Here is a 17,525-nt window from a genome sequence, read left to right as displayed (position 1 = left end):
CCTGCGGGTTGACTCCCGCTGCCCGCAGACCCGACGGGACGTCAGTCCCTCACAGACCATCACAGACCGTACGCTCAAGCAACCGTGCCCCGTCGCGACGTCAGTCCCGGCGGACACGTGAGGTGCTGGAAGGACCCATCTTGGCAGTCTCCCGCCAGACCAGTTCCACGGCCGGAATCCCCGGGGCTTCACATCGTTACTCCTTCGCGAAGATCGATGCCCCGATCGAGGTACCCGGTCTTCTCGACGTTCAGAGAGAGTCCTTCGCCTGGCTCGTCGGCACGCCCGAGTGGCGTGCCCGCCGGCAGGCAGAGGCAGAGGAGGGGACCCGCGTCACGAGCGGTCTCGAGGACATCCTCGACGAACTGTCCCCGATCGAGGACTACTCCGAGAACATGTCCCTGACCCTGTCCGAGCCCCGCTTCGACGACGTGAAGAACACGATCGACGAGTGCAAGGACAAGGACATCAACTACTCCGCGCCGCTGTACGTGACCGCGGAGTTCACCAATGCGCTGTCCGGTGAGATCAAGAGCCAGACCGTCTTCATCGGTGATTTCCCGATGATGACCGACAAGGGCACGTTCATCATCAACGGCACGGAACGTGTCGTCGTCTCGCAGCTCGTCCGTTCCCCGGGCGTCTACTTCGACGAGTCCATCGACCCGTCCACGGAGCGTCCCCTGCACGCGGTGAAGGTCATCCCGTCCCGTGGTGCATGGCTCGAGTTCGACGTCGACAAGCGTGACACCGTCGGCGTCCGTATCGACCGCAAGCGTCGTCAGCCCGTCACCGTCCTGCTCAAGGCACTCGGCCTGACCACCGAAGAGATCACCGAGCGTTTCGGTTTCTCCGAGATCATGATGTCCACCCTCGAGAAGGACGGCGTCGCCAACACCGACGAAGCCCTGCTGGAGATCTACCGTAAGCAGCGCCCGGGTGAGTCACCCACACGTGACTCCGCCCAGGCACTGCTCGAGAACAGCTTCTTCAAGGCCAAGCGCTACGACCTGGCCAAGGTGGGCCGGTACAAGGTGAACCGGAAGCTCGGCTTCGACGGCGACACCGGTGCCATGACCCTCACCGAGCAGGACATCCTCACCACCATCGAGTACCTGGTGCGCCTGCACGCCGGCGAGAAGTCCATGACCTCGCCCGACGGGGTGGAGATCCCGCTCGGTGTCGACGACATCGACCACTTCGGCAACCGGCGTCTGCGTACCGTCGGTGAGCTGATCCAGAACCAGATCCGGGTGGGACTGTCCCGCATGGAGCGCGTCGTCCGCGAGCGGATGACGACCCAGGACGCCGAGTCGATCACCCCGACTTCCCTGATCAACGTCCGCCCGGTCTCCGCCGCGATCCGTGAGTTCTTCGGCACCTCGCAGCTGTCGCAGTTCATGGACCAGAACAACTCACTGTCCGGCCTGACGCACAAGCGGCGTCTGTCGGCGCTGGGTCCCGGCGGCCTGTCCCGTGAACGCGCGGGCCTCGAGGTCCGTGACGTCCACGCGTCCCACTACGGCCGTATGTGCCCGATCGAGACCCCTGAGGGGCCGAACATCGGCCTGATCGGCAACCTCGCCACCTACGCGCGGGTCAACCCCTTCGGATTCATCGAGACCCCGTACCGCAGGGTCGTCGACGGTGTGATCACCGACCAGGTGGACTACCTCACCGCTGACGAGGAGGACCGTCACATCATCGCGCAGGCGAAGACCGCGGTGGACTCCGAGGGCCGTTTCGTCGACGACGAGATCGAGGTCCGTCTGCGCGGCGGTGACGTCGAGGTCGTTCCCGCCGGCGAGGTGGACTACATGGACGTCTCCCCGCGGCAGATGGTCTCCGTGGGTACCGCCATGATTCCCTTCCTGGAGCACGACGACGCCAACCGTGCCCTCATGGGTGCGAACATGCAGAAGCAGGCCGTGCCGCTGCTCCGCTCCGAGGCCCCGTACGTCGGAACCGGTATGGAGCTCCGCTCCGCCTACGACGCCGGTGATGTCGTCATCACCCCGAAGGCCGGTGTCGTCGAGTACGTCTCCGCCGACTACATCACCGTGATGGACGATGACGGCGTGCGTGACACCTACATGCTGCGCAAGTTCGAGCGCACCAACCAGGGCACCTGCTACAACCAGAAGCCCCTGGTCGACCAGGGCCAGCGAGTCGAGGCAGGTCAGGCCATCGCCGACGGTCCCGGCACCCACAACGGGGAGATGTCCCTCGGACGCAACCTCCTCGTCGCCTTCATGCCGTGGGAGGGTCACAACTACGAGGACGCCATCATCCTCAACCAGCGGATGGTGGAGGAGGACCTCCTCACCTCCATCCACATCGAGGAGCATGAGATCGATGCCCGGGACACCAAGCTCGGTCCCGAGGAGATCACCCGTGACATCCCCAATGTCGGTGACGACGTGCTCGCGGACCTCGACGACCGGGGTATCGTCCGCATCGGCGCCGACGTCCGCGACGGCGACATCCTGGTCGGCAAGGTCACCCCGAAGGGTGAGACCGAGCTGACCCCGGAGGAGCGGCTGCTGCGCGCGATCTTCGGTGAGAAGGCCCGCGAGGTCCGTGACACCTCCATGAAGGTTCCCCACGGTGAGACCGGCAAGGTCATCGGCGTCCGCGTGTTCTCCCGCGAGGACGACGACGATCTCGCCCCCGGCGTCAACCAGATGGTCCGCGTCTACGTCGCCCAGAAGCGCAAGATCCAGGACGGCGACAAGATGGCGGGACGCCACGGCAACAAGGGCGTCGTCGGCAAGATCCTGCCGGCAGAGGACATGCCCTTCCTGCCGGACGGTACCCCGATCGACATCATTCTCAACACCCACGGTGTGCCGCGTCGTATGAACATCGGTCAGGTCCTGGAGACCCACCTCGGTTGGCTGGCGAAGAACGGCTGGAAGGTCGACACCCAGTCCGAGGACCCGAAGGTCCGTGCGATGCTGGAGACCCTTCCGGAGGAGCTTTACGATGTTCCGCCGGAGTCCCTCGTGGCGACACCCGTGTTCGACGGTGCCGAGAACGAGGAGCTGTCCGGTCTGCTGCGTTCGGTCCGTCCCAACTCCGACGGCATGGCACTGACCGACGAGTTCGGCAAGGCCGTGCTCATCGACGGCCGTTCCGGCGAGCCGTACCCGTACCCGATCTCGGTCGGTTACATGTACATGCTGAAGCTGCACCACCTCGTCGACGAGAAGATCCACGCCCGTTCGACCGGTCCGTACTCCATGATCACCCAGCAGCCGCTCGGTGGTAAGGCACAGTTCGGTGGCCAGAGGTTCGGTGAGATGGAGGTGTGGGCCATGCAGGCGTACGGTGCGGCCTACACCCTCCAGGAGCTTCTCACCATCAAGTCCGATGACGTCGTCGGCCGCGTGAAGGTGTACGAGGCGATCGTGAAGGGCGAGAATATCCCGGATCCGGGTATCCCGGAGTCTTTCAAGGTCCTCCTCAAGGAGCTGCAGTCCCTGTGCCTCAACGTCGAGGTTCTCGCGGCTGACGGAACTCCGATGGAGCTGAGCTCGACCGACGACGACGAACTCGACCACGCGAATGCTGCTCTCGGGATCAACCTGTCCCGGGACGAGCGTCCTGACGCCGAGAGCGACGCGATCTAGCTCCCAGCCCCGGTCCCGCCGCCCCGCCGACGGGACCCCCAGACACCTTCCCACTTTTCACCGCACTACCGCCCTCCGTACACCGGAGGGGAAAGGGAGTCCACGTGCTGGACGTCAACTTCTTTGACGAGCTCCGCATCGGTCTCGCCACCGCCGACGACATCCGTCGTTGGTCCCACGGCGAGGTCAAGAAGCCCGAGACGATCAACTACCGCACCCTGAAGCCCGAGAAGGACGGCCTGTTCTGCGAGCGCATCTTCGGCCCGACCAGGGACTGGGAGTGTGCCTGCGGCAAGTACAAGCGTGTCCGCTACAAGGGCATCATCTGTGAGCGCTGCGGCGTCGAGGTGACGAAGTCCAAGGTCCGTCGTGAGCGTATGGGCCACATCGAGCTGGCCGCGCCGGTCACCCACATCTGGTACTTCAAGGGCGTGCCCTCGCGCCTCGGCTACCTTCTGGACCTGGCTCCGAAGGATCTCGAGAAGATCATCTACTTCGCGGCGAACATCATCACCTCGGTGGACGAGGAAGGTCGTCACAACGACCAGTCCACCCTCGAGGCTGAGATGCTCCTCGAGAAGAAGGAGGTCGAGAACGACCGCGACGCCGAACTGGCCGAGCGTTCCGAGAAGCTCGAGGCCGACCTGGCAGAGCTCGAGGCCGCCGGCGCCAAGGCCGACGCCAAGCGTAAGGTGCAGACCGCCGCTGAGCGGGAAATGCGTCACATCCGTGAGCGTGCGGAGCGTGAGGTCGCCCGCCTCGACGAGATCTGGAACACCTTCGTCAAGCTCGCACCGAAGCAGATGATCGTCGACGAGGGCATCTACAACGAACTTGTCGACCGTTACGAGGACTACTTCACCGGCGGTATGGGCGCGGAAGCCATCCAGACCCTGATCCGGTCCTTCGACCTCGAGGCCGAAGCGGAGAAGCTCCGTGAGACGATCCGCTCCGGCAAGGGGCAGAAGAAGCTCCGTGCCCTGAAGCGGCTGAAGGTCGTCGCCGCGTTCCTGCGTTCGGGCAACGATCCTGCCGGCATGGTCCTCGACGCTGTCCCGGTGATTCCGCCGGAGCTGCGTCCGATGGTCCAGCTGGACGGCGGCCGTTTCGCGACCTCGGACCTCAACGACCTCTACCGTCGCGTCATCAACCGCAACAACCGCCTCAAGCGCATGCTGGATCTCGGTGCCCCCGAGATCATCGTGAACAACGAGAAGCGCATGCTGCAGGAGTCCGTTGACGCCCTGTTCGACAACGGCCGTCGTGGCCGCCCGGTCACCGGGCCGGGTAACCGGCCGCTGAAGTCGCTGTCTGACCTGCTGAAGGGCAAGCAGGGCCGGTTCCGTCAGAACCTGCTCGGCAAGCGTGTCGACTACTCCGGTCGTTCCGTGATCATCGTGGGTCCGCAGCTGAAGCTGCACCAGTGCGGTCTGCCGAAGCAGATGGCGCTGGAGCTGTTCAAGCCCTTCGTGATGAAGCGGCTGGTCGAGAAGCAGTACGCGCAGAACATCAAGTCCGCCAAGCGCATGGTGGAGCGTCAGCGTCCGGAGGTGTGGGACGTCCTCGAGGACGCCATCTCCGAGCACCCGGTGATGCTCAACCGTGCACCGACTCTGCACCGCCTGGGTATCCAGGCGTTCGAGCCGATCCTCGTCGAGGGCAAGGCGATCCAGCTGCACCCGCTGGCCTGTGAAGCCTTCAACGCCGACTTCGACGGTGACCAGATGGCCGTGCACCTGCCGCTGTCCGACGAAGCGCAGGCCGAGGCGCGCATCCTCATGCTCGCCTCGAACAACATCCTCTCCCCGGCGTCCGGAAAGCCGCTGGCCATGCCCCGTCTGGACATGGTCACCGGTCTGTACTTCCTGACCCTGGAGAAGAAGCCCGACGAGCTCGGGGGGCAGGGCAGGTACACCCCGGCGGACGAGAACGGTCCGGCCAGAGGTGTCTACACTTCCCTCGCCGAGGCGATCATGGCCCGCGACCGCGGCGTCCTCGGACTCCAGGCACCTATCCAGGTGCGCATCAGCCACCTGCGTCCGACCCCGGAGATTGAGGCGGAGCAGTTCCCTGACGGCTGGAAGAAGGGCGACACGTGGACCGCGCACACCACTCTGGGACGTGTGCTGTTCAATGAGCTGCTGCCGTGGAACTACCCGTTCGTCGACGGTGTGATGGCGAAGAAGCCGCAGGCCGCGATCATCAACGACCTGGCCGCCCGCTATCCGATGATCACTGTTGCACAGACGGTGGACAAGCTGAAGGACGCCGGCTTCTACTGGGCCACGCGGTCCGGTGTGACCATCACCATGCACGACGTGCTGGTCCTGCCGAACAAGAAGGAGATCCTCGACAAGTACGAGGCCCGGGCGAGGGTCATCGAGAAGAAGATGGCGCGGGGCAAGATCAACGCCGCCGAGCGCTACAACTCCCTCGTGGACCTGTGGAAGGAAGCCACGGACTTCGTCGGTGAGTCTGTGGAGAAGCTCTACCCGGACGACAACCCGATCCCGATGATCGTGAAGTCCGGCGCGGCCGGCAACATGCGTCAGATCTGGACGCTGGCCGGTATGAAGGGCATGGTCACGAACTCGCGGGGTGACTACATCACCCGCCCGATCAAGACCTCCTTCCGTGAGGGCCTGTCGGTGCTCGAGTACTTCAACAACTCCCACGGTTCCCGTAAGGGCCTGGCCGACACCGCCCTGCGTACCGCAGACTCCGGTTACCTGACCAGGCGTCTCGTCGACGTCGCCCAGGACGTGATCGTCCGCGAGGACGACTGCGGCACCAGACGCGGGGTCACCATGCCTCTGGCAGCCCCGGTGCTGGACGCCGAGGGTGAAGAGACTGGCTCCTTCCGCCGGGCGGAGTTCGTCGAGACCGCGGTACAGGGCAGGTTCCTGGCTGCGGACGCCGTCAACGACGCCGGCGAGGTCATCATTCCTGCAGGTGTCGACCTCGGCGACCCGGAGATCGACCGGCTTGTCGCGGCCGGTGTGCGTGAAGTCAAGCTTCGGTCCGTCATGACCTGTGAGACCTCGACCGGTGTCTGTGCGACCTGCTACGGCCGTTCCATGGCGTCCGGCAAGAAGGTCGACATCGGAGAGGCCGTCGGTATCGTGGCCGCCCAGTCCATCGGTGAGCCCGGCACCCAGCTGACCATGCGTACCTTCCACCAGGGCGGTGTCGGCGGTGACATCACCGGTGGTCTGCCCCGTGTGCAGGAACTGTTCGAGGCCCGTGTGCCGAAGGCAAAGGCGCCGATCGCGTCCGTGGACGGTACCGTGCGTATCGAGGACGACGACAACTTCTACACCCTCACCATCGTCCCCGACGACGGTTCCGACGAGGTCGTGTACGAGAAGCTGTCGAAGCGTCAGGGTCTCGCCGTCATCAAGGTCGGTGACTTCGAGCGCCAGATCAGGCAGGGTGACCACGTCTCGGTCGGTCAGCAGCTGCTCAAGGGTTCCGCCGACCCGCATGAGGTCCTCCGGGTCCTCGGTCGTCGCGGTGTGCAGCAGCACCTCATCAACGAGGTGCAGAAGGTCTACCGCGACCAGGGTGTGGCCATCCACGACAAGCACATCGAGATCATCGTCCGTCAGATGCTCCGTCGCGTGACGGTCATCGACTCCGGTTCGACGGAGTACCTGCCCGGTTCTCTCGTCGATCACGCCGACGCGGTCGCCGCGTCCAAGGCTGCCGTGCAGGCGGGCGGGCGTCCGGTCGAGGTGCGCGCGGAGATCATGGGTATCACGAAGGCTTCACTGGCAACCGACTCGTGGCTGTCGGCCGCCTCCTTCCAGGAGACGACGAGGGTTCTGACGGACGCCGCAATCAACAAGCGGTCCGACAAGCTCATCGGTCTCAAGGAGAACGTGATCATCGGTAAGCTGATCCCGGCCGGTACGGGTATCGCGAAGTACCGGAACATCTCCGTGGAACCGACTGCCGAGGCCCGTGCCGCGGCGTTCCAGATGCCTGACAGCTACGGCTCCGGCTTCTACGGCGACGACGGTTTCGGTGACTTCACCGGTGCCGCGGTGCCGCTGGACGACATCGACATGAACTGATCCCGTGTCACCGGGGTGAGGGCTCTGAGGCCGCTCCCGGTGTCGTCCGGTCATCCGTGAGGGGGTGTCCGTGCGGTGAGGAACTTCTCACCGTGCGGGCACCTCCTTTTCGTTTCCCTGCACAGTCTGCACAGCCACATTGTCAGCAGTGCGTCTCGTCGGGCAGGGGGACGCCGGCAGCCGGGACGGTTCAGTCCTGATTTGGCTGCGTACGTGTGATGCGGTAGTGTCGGCACTCAGTCCCCGTATATCAGGACCATCCGGCCGCCGGGAGGCGGTGCGATCCCTGGATCGCCGAGAAAATTCAGCAGGATGAAACTCACCCCGTAGGCCAGCGAGAGCGGCTGAGGGGTTTCGGCACGTTTAAAATAAAGTGCGCCGAGGTTCCGGGGAGAGGTCTCGTTGGCCGGCAGTGTCGACGGCACCGTCGACCGAAGTACTGAACAGAACAAGAAAGTCGGTTCATGCCTACAATCCAGCAGCTGGTCCGTAAGGGCCGCCACGACAAGACGGCGAAGGTGGCCACCGCCGCCCTGAAGGGTTCCCCGCAGCGCCGGGGTGTGTGCACCCGCGTGTACACCACGACCCCCAAGAAGCCGAACTCCGCGCTCCGTAAGGTTGCGCGTGTCCGGCTGACCTCGGGTATCGAGGTCTCCGCCTACATCCCCGGTGAGGGCCACAACCTCCAGGAGCACTCCATGGTGCTTGTCCGCGGTGGTCGTGTGAAGGACCTCCCGGGTGTCCGCTACAAGATCGTCCGCGGTTCCCTCGACACCCAGGGTGTCAAGGACCGCAAGCAGGCCCGTTCCCGCTACGGCGCGAAGAAGGAGAAGTAGAGCATGCCTCGTAAGGGTCCCGCCCCCGCACGCCCGATCGTCAAGGATCCGGTGTACGACGACGTCATCGTGTCCCAGCTGGTCAACAAGATTCTGCTGGACGGCAAGAAGTCCACTGCCGAGCGCATCGTCTACGGCGCTCTGGAGACCTGCCGGGAGAAGACCGGCACTGATCCGGTCCTCACCCTCAAGAAGGCACTCGACAACGTGAAGCCGGCCCTCGAGGTCCGCTCCCGTCGCGTCGGTGGTGCCACCTACCAGGTCCCGGTCGAGGTCCGCCCGGGTCGTGCCACCACCCTCGCACTGCGGTGGCTGGTGACCTTCACCCGTCAGCGTCGCGAGAACACCATGACTGAGCGTCTGGCCAACGAAATCCTGGACGCGTCCAACGGTCTCGGTGCCTCCGTCAAGCGTCGTGAGGACACCCACAAGATGGCCGAGGCCAACCGCGCCTTCGCCCACTACCGCTGGTAACACACAGACCTTAAGGAACCACAGTGGCACAGGAAGTGCAGAAGGATCTCAGCAAGGTCCGCAACATCGGCATCATGGCCCACATCGATGCCGGTAAGACCACGACCACCGAGCGCATTCTCTTCTACACCGGTATCAACCGCAAGGTCGGAGAGACTCACGACGGAGCCTCCACCACCGACTGGATGGAGCAGGAGAAGGAGCGTGGTATCACCATCACCTCCGCCGCCGTCACCTGTTTCTGGAACAGCAACCAGATCAACATCATCGACACTCCCGGTCACGTCGACTTCACCGTCGAGGTTGAGCGCTCCCTGCGTGTCCTTGACGGCGCTGTCGCCGTCTTCGACGGCAAGGAGGGCGTGGAGCCCCAGTCGGAACAGGTGTGGCGCCAGGCGGACAAGTACGACGTCCCGCGCATCTGCTTCGTCAACAAGATGGACAAGCTCGGTGCGGACTTCTACTTCACCGTGCAGACCATCATCGACCGGCTGGGTGCGAAGCCGCTGGTCATGCAGCTGCCTATCGGTGCCGAGGATGATTTCGACGGCGTCGTCGACCTCCTGCAGATGAAGGCCATCACCTGGCGCGGCAAGGTCGAGGTCGGTGCTGAGCCGACCATCGAGGAGATCCCCGCCGATCTCGCCGACCGGGCCGCCGAGTACCGCGAGAAGCTGCTCGAGACGGTCGCCGAGTCCGATGAAGGGCTCATGGAGAAGTACTTCGCCGGTGAGGAGCTCTCCCTCGAGGAGATCAAGGCCGCCATCCGGAAGATGACCATCGCGTCGGAAATCTACCCGGTGTTCTGTGGTACCGCGTACCACAACAAGGGTATCCAGCCGGTTCTGGACGCCGTCGTCGATTTCCTCCCGTCCCCGCTGGACGTCGAGGCGATCGAGGGCCACAAGCCCGGCCACGAGGACGAGATCCTCACCCGGAAGCCCTCTGACGACGAGCCGTTCTCCGCGCTCGCCTTCAAGATCGCCGCCCACCCGTTCTTCGGCAAGCTCACCTTCGTGCGTGTCTACTCCGGTTGCGTCGAGCCCGGTGAGCAGGTCCTCAACGCCGTCACGGGCAAGAAGGAGCGCATCGGGAAGCTCTTCCAGATGCACGCCAACAAGGAGAACCCGGTCGACAAGGCCCATGCAGGCAACATCTACGCCTTCATCGGTCTGAAGGAGACCACCACGGGTGACACCCTGTGCGACATCCAGAACCCGATCCAGCTGGAGTCCATGGACTTCCCGGATCCGGTGATCAAGGTGTCCATCGAGCCGAAGACGAAGTCTGACCAGGAGAAGCTCGGTGTGGCCATTCAGCGCCTCACCGAGGAGGATCCGACCTTCACCGTCGAACTCGACGAGGAGACCGGCCAGACCATCATCGGTGGCATGGGCGAGCTGCACCTCGACGTTTTCGTCGACCGGATGAAGCGTGAGTTCAAGGTGGAGGCTAACGTCGGCGCCCCCCAGGTGGCCTACCGTGAGACGATCCGTAAGGCTGTCGACAAGGTCGAGTACACCCACAAGAAGCAGACCGGTGGTTCCGGCCAGTTCGCGAAGGTGATCATCGGGATCGCCCCGTACAACCCGGATCCCGAGGAGCTTGAGGAGGGTGAGAACCCGAACTACAAGTTCACCAACGCTGTGACCGGTGGCCGCATCCCCCGCGAGTACATCCCGTCGGTGGATGCCGGTATCCAGGACGCCATGCAGTACGGCTACCTGGCAGGGTTCCCGCTGGTCGACATCGAGGCGACGCTCATCGACGGCGCCTACCACGAGGTCGACTCCTCCGAGATGGCGTTCAAGATCGCCGGTTCCCAGGCTCTCAAGGCCGCTGTCGCCAAGGCGAAGCCGGTCCTGCTCGAGCCGTTGATGGCTGTCGAGGTCACCACACCCGAGGAGTTCATGGGTGAGGTCATCGGCGACATCAACTCCCGTCGCGGTCGGATCTCCGCGATGGAGGACCGTTCGGGCGCCAAGATCGTCAAGGGCAAGGTTCCGATGTCCGAAATGTTCGGGTATGTCGGTGACCTGCGGTCGAAGACCCAGGGTCGCGCGAACTACACGATGATCTTCGACTCCTACGGAGAGGTCCCCTCCTCCGTGGCGCAGGAGATCATCGCCGAGCGCAACGGCAACGCCTGACATACTGTCACGTTGTCCTGTCACCTTGTCTCCCGTGGACCGGTCGGGCGCGGTTTTCCGCCGCCGTCGGGTCCGCGGGGGGGTAGGGGCCTGCACTCCGTATACCTCACGTCCACCCCGTTTTTCACCGTCGGGGGAAGTGCGTTAGGATGCTGGGTGCTGGCCGTTACCCAGCCGCAGTGTGTCCGGTGGGACCGACCTCGGTTCGGTCGGAAGGGCCGGGTGTAATCCGCCCGACAGCACACTGTCAGATGCTGTAACCGGCACTAGTAAGGCCCGGAACAGATCACCGCAACCGGCGGTGCACCCCTGTAGCGGGAGTTTCAGTCAAGTGGTCGCGAGAGTCGTGGCCACCGAGAAGTCCAGGAGGACAAAAGTGGCGAAGGCTAAGTTCGAGCGTACGAAGCCCCACGTTAACATCGGCACGATCGGTCACGTCGACCACGGCAAGACCACCACGACCGCCGCCATCACCAAGGTTCTGGCTGACACCTACCCGGACCTCAACAAGGCCTTCGCCTTCGACGCCATCGACAAGGCGCCGGAGGAGCGTGAGCGCGGTATCACGATCAACATCTCCCACGTGGAGTACCAGACCGAGAAGCGCCACTACGCCCACGTGGACGCCCCGGGTCACGCCGACTACATCAAGAACATGATCACCGGTGCGGCTCAGATGGACGGTGCCATCCTCGTGGTCGCCGCCACCGACGGCCCGATGCCGCAGACCCGTGAGCACGTGCTCCTGGCCCGCCAGGTCGGCGTTCCCTACATCCTCGTCGCCCTGAACAAGTGCGACATGGTTGATGACGAGGAGCTCATCGAGCTCGTCGAGATGGAGGTCCGGGAGCTCCTCGCCGAGCAGGAGTACGACGAGGACGCCCCGATCATCCGCATCTCCGCCCTGAAGGCTCTCGAGGGCGATCCCAAGTGGACCCAGTCGATCCTCGACCTCATGCAGGCCTGCGACGACTCCATCCCGGATCCGGTGCGCGAGACCGACAAGCCGTTCCTCATGCCGATCGAGGACATCTTCACCATCACCGGCCGCGGTACCGTGGTCACCGGTCGTGTGGAGCGTGGCGTCCTGAACATCAACGAGGAGGTCGAGATCCTGGGCATCCGCGAGAAGGCCCAGAAGACCACTGTCACCTCCATCGAGATGTTCAACAAGCTTCTGGACACCGCTGAGGCCGGCGACAACGCCGCTCTGCTGCTGCGTGGTCTGAAGCGTGAGGATGTCGAGCGCGGCCAGGTCGTCGCCAAGCCGGGCGCCTACACCCCCCACAAGAGCTTCGAGGGTTCCGTCTACGTCCTGTCCAAGGACGAGGGCGGCCGCCACACCCCGTTCTTCGACAACTACCGTCCGCAGTTCTACTTCCGGACCACCGACGTGACCGGTGTCGTCAAGCTGCCTGAGGGCACTGACATGGTCATGCCGGGCGACAATGTCGAGATGGCCGTCGAGCTCATCCAGCCGGTCGCCATGGACGAGGGTCTGCGGTTCGCCATCCGTGAGGGTGGACGCACCGTCGGTGCCGGTCGTGTGACCAAGATCAACGACTAGTTTCTGCTCCACCTGCACAGTCCGGGGTTTCCGGACTGTCGGCGGGTGATCGCCGGTAGCACCGGCATGGCAGGACGTGGGAACCCCCGTCCGTCCCTTTCAGAGGGACGGGCGGGGGTTTGCCGTAGCTTCACAGCCGGGGGAAGGGTCGGACTCACCGGGAGGCCCCGCTGAGGGGGTCAGTTCCGGTGCCGGACCTGTTCGACCTGAAGCAGGAAACGCGGCCGTATGTCCTGGTCCGGGAAAGCAGCGCGGATGTCGGCCGCGGCCAGGCGACAGGCGTCCCGTAGTGCGGTGATGTCTGTTTCCGCCGCGGACCGGACACGGATCTCGATGACGTCCGTGGCACGGTCCCGCAGGGCGCGGAAGGTGGCCGAGGTGACGTCCGGCCGGTTCTCGAAGGTCTGGGCGACGGCGGACCCCAGGTCTGCGGGGTGGAGGCGTAGTTCCCCCGAGGGGTCGGACAATGGGGAGGTGATCCGGCCGAGCCTGCGGCGTCCGACGTTGACGAGTATGAGCAGCAGTCCGACGGTGACGAGGACGACGGCGGCGATACGCAGAATGTCGTCGTAATTGTCCCGGAGCGGCAGCTCCCGCCAGAAGTCCCTGTCGGCGTGGTCGGAGATGCGTGAGGCGAACGGCGCCCCCGCTGCCGTTCCGATACCCCATACCGCGAGGAACGCGAAAACAAGCGCGACGATGAAAATGACCAGTCTGTCGAAGGCGGCCCTGCCTCTGTTCATCTCTTGTCTCCTCCGGTGGTGGGTGAGGTGATTTTCACGGTGACGGTGGGCGTCGGGTCGAGTAGAGAGGCGACGTTTCCGACCTCCCGGGTGACGGCGGTGGTCACGGCGTCCCTGTCAGCGGTGTCCCGGGCCGCACTCGTGACGGTGACCGTGATCTTCTTCCTGGTCGCCACCGTCGAGGCCCTGAGTACGCCCCGCGCCCGTTCAGCTGCGGCGGTACTGAGACGGGCGATGTCCACGGGACGCGCATGGAGTGCCGAATCTCCCGCGAACGAGAGATGGGTCCGGGTGCGTGGCCGAAAGGCAGCGACCAGCAGCAGCAGCGCCAGTACGGCGCTGACAACGGACGCAGGAAGGATCCAGGGTGCGTAGTGCAGGTCGGCGATCCACGTGTACGCCGGGGTGAGCCACTGGCTGTCCGAGAGCGATCCGCGGACGACGAGCAGATCGTGGACGGCAGCTGCCCCGGCAGCGACGAGCAGAAGACCGAGCAGCATGGTCAGCCACCGGGCACGGGGGGACGCCGCGGGACGGGGAGCCGGGTCGGCAGAAGGGGGAGTGTCCCGGTTGTCCGTGACCGCCCGGTCAGTGGACGACGGTCGGGTTCCTGTGTCAGTGATCTCGGTGCGGCTCACGGTTGATCTCCTTGCTGGGACGCCTGTGCTGCGCCGGGACCCGGGGTGTCTCCGCGATCGCCGGCATCCACTGCGCCCCTCCTGCCCGTCCTACTCCTGCGGTTGACGGTGACCGGGGTGAGTGGGGGATGATTGACCGTGACCGGCGTGAGACCGCGCCGCGTCACCTGGGGAAAGACAGTCACAGGCAGTCCTTCCGGTGTGGGTATGTTGGACACAGGAAGGCCGTCGGGGGTGGGAACGTTCTCTATCCGCGGCCCCGGGGGAGTGGGGATATCGTGCAGTACGGGGCGGTGCGGGGGAACATCCGGTGACCGGGGCGGTCGGTGCACGGTGATGACGGGCGTCGGTCGGGGGGTGGCCGGGGTCTCCGGGATCTGTACCGGTGGTCGCGGACTCACCGTCACCGGTGCCAACGCGCCATGGTAGGGGACAGTGACGGGCACCGGCAGGTGCGGTGGAGGTACCGGCACTCCCAGAACCGTGGGTGGTACGGGCGTACCGACAGGGCGCAGTTGCGGAGGCGGAGGTACCGGGACATGCTCCGGACGGACCGGGCGACCTGCGCGCACCCGGACAGGACGGGGGCGGACCGGTGCTGCAGGTCGCAGTGGGTTGACGACGGCCCTGTTGACCTGCGGTGTCGAGACGGCAGGTGGGACGGCGGTGACGGGTGTGAGGTGCGGTGCGGGTTTCACCCGGTCAAGGTCCCCGCCGGTGACGCGTTGTCCCGGAACGGGGACGACCGCGGCGACGTCGACGTTGACTACGGCGGCGTCCACTCCGACGGCCGCGGTGATCCAGGTGGACACGGTCGCGCGCACGGTGGCGGCGACATCCACCACCGGTGCCGGCCAGACGACGGCGATCTGGATGTCCACCCAGACACCTGTCCTGGCTGCGTTCCACCGCACGTCGGCCCGGGGAAGATGACGACCGGTGATCCTGTTGATCCCGGACGCGTGGTCGATGACGCCGGGGACGCTCAGCGCCGCCTGCATCGCATAGGCTCGGACCACACGGTCGTCGACGGTCACGGGGGAGTCAGACACGGCCGGTCACCCGCGTCCGCGGTGCCCTGAGCTGAAGACGGCCCGCAGGTCGATGATGCCTTCGAGATGTGCTCCGACGACTCCGCCGACGGTGCACAGGACGGCGACGACGAGGAATCCGGTGACGCCCGCCCACAGTGCCCCCACTGCAAGCAGGAAACCGAAGAGCACGCCGAGAACTGTCGCATACTTCATTTCTTCTCCGTTCTGTTGGTTCCGGTCGAGGTGTACCTTCGCGCCCCCGGGAACCGTCGGGGCAGGTGCTCCTGGACCGAGCGGACGACAGTGCCGGCGGTTCTGCCGGCTTCCCGTCTGAGCTTCCGGAGCCGGGGAGTCTGGGCCTCCACCACACGTCGTGCACGCTCCTGCATTTCCCCGGCACGTCTCAGGACTTCATCGGTGTACTGCTCGGCCAGGTCTGTGGCCTGACGGGCGACATCGTCCGGGATGAATCCCGGAAGCCGGATGTCCCCGAGCTCCGCACGGTGCCGGACACGGCGGCTCCAGCGCTCGTCAAGGTCAGCGAGTGCAGCGATGAGTGCCTCGTCCGACCCGCCCACATCGGGGTGGTTGTCCCGGATGATCCGGCGACGCGCGCGGAGATACTCAGGATCGTCCCGGAAGGATCCGGATGAACCGGATGATCCGGAAGACCCGGCGGACCTGGAGGAGTGGGTCATGGTGTGTCCCTACTGGACGCGCGGGTTCTTCTCGGCGACAGGCTCCGGATCGTCCTCCTCGTCGTCACCGGGCAGGTGCACGTCGTGAACAGTGACGTTGACCTCGGTCACCTCGAGTCCGGTCATCTCTTCGACGGAGATGATGATGTTGCGGCGGATCGCCTCGGCAAGTTCGTGGATGGCCACACCGTATTCGGCGACGATGGAGATGTCGACGGCCGCCTGGCGTTCGCCGACCTCCACCGAGATGCCCTGCTGGACATTGACCCGACCACCGGGAATGCGCTCGCGAAGTGCTCCCAGTGCACGTGCGGTGGAGCCACCGAGATCATGGACCCCGGTGACCTCCCGGGCGGCCATGCCGGCAATCTTGGAGACCACCACGTCGGCGACGGAGGTGCGACCGTGGTCGGTCACGAGGTCGGAGCCGGTGCTCTCCGGGACAGCGGGGGAGGTGCCGCCGGTGGCGTCCGCCCCGGTGTCCGTCTTCGTGGTGCTTTCGGGGACATTGCTGGTCATGGGCGAGTCCTTTCCAGGTTCGGTGATGCGGGACGGTTGCTGGTCGGATGGGGCAACGGGCCGTCAGGTTCTCCTGTCCGGGCCCGGGTGTTCCCGACCCATGGTAGACGTTCTCACCGGTGGAGATCCCGAAAACGCCCGGGCAGGAGTCCGCCGGTCTCCTGACAGGACCTGTGATCGCCCCTGTGATCCTTCGCGTGATCTGTCCTGTGATCGGTGCTGCGGTCCGGGTCCCGGATCTCTGTTGTACAGAGGCGGTGTCGCGGAGGTGATCCGGCACCGGGTGGACCGCGCGGAACCGGTCGCGTGCAGGATTTGTCCTGTGCGCAGGCGACGTGGTTAAATCATCGACGTTGCTTTGACATGCCTCCTGCGTGCCCGGAACTCGCTTCCGGGGGCAAGACGGGGGTGATGGTGAAGTGATCATGAACCACGGAGGCGGTCCCACGACCGTCCACGGGTTCCGAAGCAGGGTCACGGTCGTCGATTCGTCGGTGGTCGTCCTGCGGGAGCCGGAGTGGGGCATGGCAAATAAACAGCGGCAGTTAAGCGAGGGTCCCGTACGCCAGATCATGGGGCTCTTCCTCGGATGACTCGGTTCATGACCGTCGTCCGGCACGACGGTGCAGCGGTGATTTGCCTCCCCTCCGTCGACCGGGCCAGACGTCGGAACCAGTGCGGTCATGAAGACACTGGCGTCTGTGCCAGCTTCATCAGCCGGACAGCGTTAACCAAGAAAATTGAAAGTTCCCACGCCATCGGGCCGGGACAAGGACACCGACCCGTCATGGAACGGGGAACGAGGAAGAGGACTAGCGTGGCGGGACAGAAGATCCGCATCAGGCTCAAGGCCTATGACCACGAGGCAATCGACGCTTCTGCCAAGAAGATCGTCGAGACGGTCACCCGCACGGGTGCCCGCGTGGTCGGCCCTGTGCCTCTGCCCACCGAGAAGAACGTGTACTGCGTCATCCGTTCGCCGCACAAGTACAAGGATTCTCGCGAGCACTTCGAGATGCGCACCCACAAGCGGCTCATCGACATTCTCGACCCGACGCCGAAGACCGTTGACGCCCTGATGCGCATCGATCTTCCGGCCAGCGTCGACGTGAACATCCAGTAACCCTGGGCTTGAGTCGGAACTGAGCAGCGGAGCAG

General features: G+C 64.9%; 14 protein-coding genes. 8 read left to right on the top strand and 6 right to left on the bottom strand.

Going from position 1 to position 17,525, the window contains the following annotated elements; translation table 11 throughout:
• Positions 1–122 precede the first annotated feature (122 nt).
• The 6 genes from rpoB to tuf all read left to right on the top strand — a co-directional run bounded on the left by rpoB (position 123) and on the right by tuf (position 12,735).
• Positions 123–3,632 (top strand): DNA-directed RNA polymerase subunit beta, encoded by a 3,510-nt coding sequence (gene rpoB, locus E0E18_RS06195; RefSeq protein WP_066584404.1) that lies wholly within the window; start codon positions 123–125, stop codon positions 3,630–3,632.
• Positions 3,633–3,736: 104 nt separating this feature from the next.
• Entirely contained in the window at positions 3,737–7,708 is a 3,972-nt protein-coding gene (locus E0E18_RS06190; RefSeq protein WP_110481019.1) for a DNA-directed RNA polymerase subunit beta', read from the top strand.
• A 464-nt stretch (positions 7,709–8,172) separates the two neighbouring features.
• A complete protein-coding gene (gene rpsL / locus E0E18_RS06185; protein ID WP_014010904.1) occupies positions 8,173–8,544 on the top strand; it encodes a 30S ribosomal protein S12 in 372 nt (123 codons plus the stop codon).
• A gap of 3 nt (positions 8,545–8,547) precedes the next feature.
• Positions 8,548–9,018 carry a 30S ribosomal protein S7 gene (rpsG, locus tag E0E18_RS06180; protein WP_066584397.1) on the top strand — a complete coding sequence of 157 codons (471 nt, stop codon included), beginning with the start codon at positions 8,548–8,550 and terminating at the stop codon, positions 9,016–9,018.
• Positions 9,019–9,041: 23 nt separating this feature from the next.
• Positions 9,042–11,168: an elongation factor G gene (gene fusA / locus E0E18_RS06175; protein ID WP_130839777.1), complete on the top strand. Its 2,127-nt coding sequence runs from the start codon at positions 9,042–9,044 to the stop codon at positions 11,166–11,168.
• A 376-nt stretch (positions 11,169–11,544) separates the two neighbouring features.
• The gene (gene tuf / locus E0E18_RS06170) at positions 11,545–12,735 is read left to right on the top strand and encodes an elongation factor Tu (RefSeq protein WP_130839775.1); all 1,191 of its coding nucleotides are present in this window, start codon (positions 11,545–11,547) and stop codon (positions 12,733–12,735) included.
• A 179-nt stretch (positions 12,736–12,914) separates the two neighbouring features.
• On the opposite strand, the gene E0E18_RS06165 is transcribed toward tuf, so the two are convergent.
• Genes E0E18_RS06165 through E0E18_RS06140 form a run of 6 tightly spaced genes read right to left on the bottom strand, consistent with a single transcriptional unit; the run spans position 12,915 to position 16,367 of the window.
• Positions 12,915–13,478 carry a hypothetical protein gene (locus E0E18_RS06165; RefSeq protein WP_130839770.1) on the bottom strand — a complete coding sequence of 188 codons (564 nt, stop codon included), beginning with the start codon at positions 13,476–13,478 and terminating at the stop codon, positions 12,915–12,917.
• Positions 13,475–14,116, bottom strand: a complete 642-nt coding sequence (locus E0E18_RS06160) for a DUF6286 domain-containing protein (protein ID WP_227871180.1) — start codon at positions 14,114–14,116, stop codon at positions 13,475–13,477. The genes E0E18_RS06165 and E0E18_RS06160 overlap by 4 nt, the downstream gene beginning before the upstream one ends.
• Positions 14,113–15,168 (bottom strand): Asp23/Gls24 family envelope stress response protein, encoded by a 1,056-nt coding sequence (locus E0E18_RS06155; RefSeq protein ID WP_130839768.1) that lies wholly within the window; start codon positions 15,166–15,168, stop codon positions 14,113–14,115. The genes E0E18_RS06160 and E0E18_RS06155 overlap by 4 nt, the downstream gene beginning before the upstream one ends.
• A gap of 6 nt (positions 15,169–15,174) precedes the next feature.
• Positions 15,175–15,363, bottom strand: coding sequence for a hypothetical protein (locus E0E18_RS06150; protein ID WP_066584380.1), 189 nt, complete (start codon positions 15,361–15,363; stop codon positions 15,175–15,177).
• The gene (locus E0E18_RS06145) at positions 15,360–15,848 is read right to left on the bottom strand and encodes a hypothetical protein (RefSeq protein WP_066584374.1); all 489 of its coding nucleotides are present in this window, start codon (positions 15,846–15,848) and stop codon (positions 15,360–15,362) included. The genes E0E18_RS06150 and E0E18_RS06145 overlap by 4 nt, the downstream gene beginning before the upstream one ends.
• Before the next feature lie 9 nt (positions 15,849–15,857).
• Positions 15,858–16,367 carry an Asp23/Gls24 family envelope stress response protein gene (locus E0E18_RS06140; RefSeq protein WP_130839766.1) on the bottom strand — a complete coding sequence of 170 codons (510 nt, stop codon included), beginning with the start codon at positions 16,365–16,367 and terminating at the stop codon, positions 15,858–15,860.
• Positions 16,368–16,792: 425 nt separating this feature from the next.
• Here E0E18_RS06140 and E0E18_RS13855 point away from each other — a divergent pair, with 425 nt between their 5' ends.
• Both E0E18_RS13855 and rpsJ read left to right on the top strand, forming a co-directional pair.
• Positions 16,793–16,960: a hypothetical protein gene (locus tag E0E18_RS13855; protein ID WP_161972247.1), complete on the top strand. Its 168-nt coding sequence runs from the start codon at positions 16,793–16,795 to the stop codon at positions 16,958–16,960.
• A gap of 224 nt (positions 16,961–17,184) precedes the next feature.
• Entirely contained in the window at positions 17,185–17,490 is a 306-nt protein-coding gene (gene rpsJ / locus E0E18_RS06135) for a 30S ribosomal protein S10 (protein ID WP_010120790.1), read from the top strand.
• Positions 17,491–17,525: the final 35 nt, after the last annotated feature.

The sequence above is a fragment of the Corynebacterium neomassiliense genome (genome assembly GCF_900626215.1).
Lineage (GTDB): Bacteria > Actinomycetota > Actinomycetes > Mycobacteriales > Mycobacteriaceae > Corynebacterium > Corynebacterium neomassiliense.
This window is presented reverse-complemented; position numbering and strand designations above follow the sequence as displayed.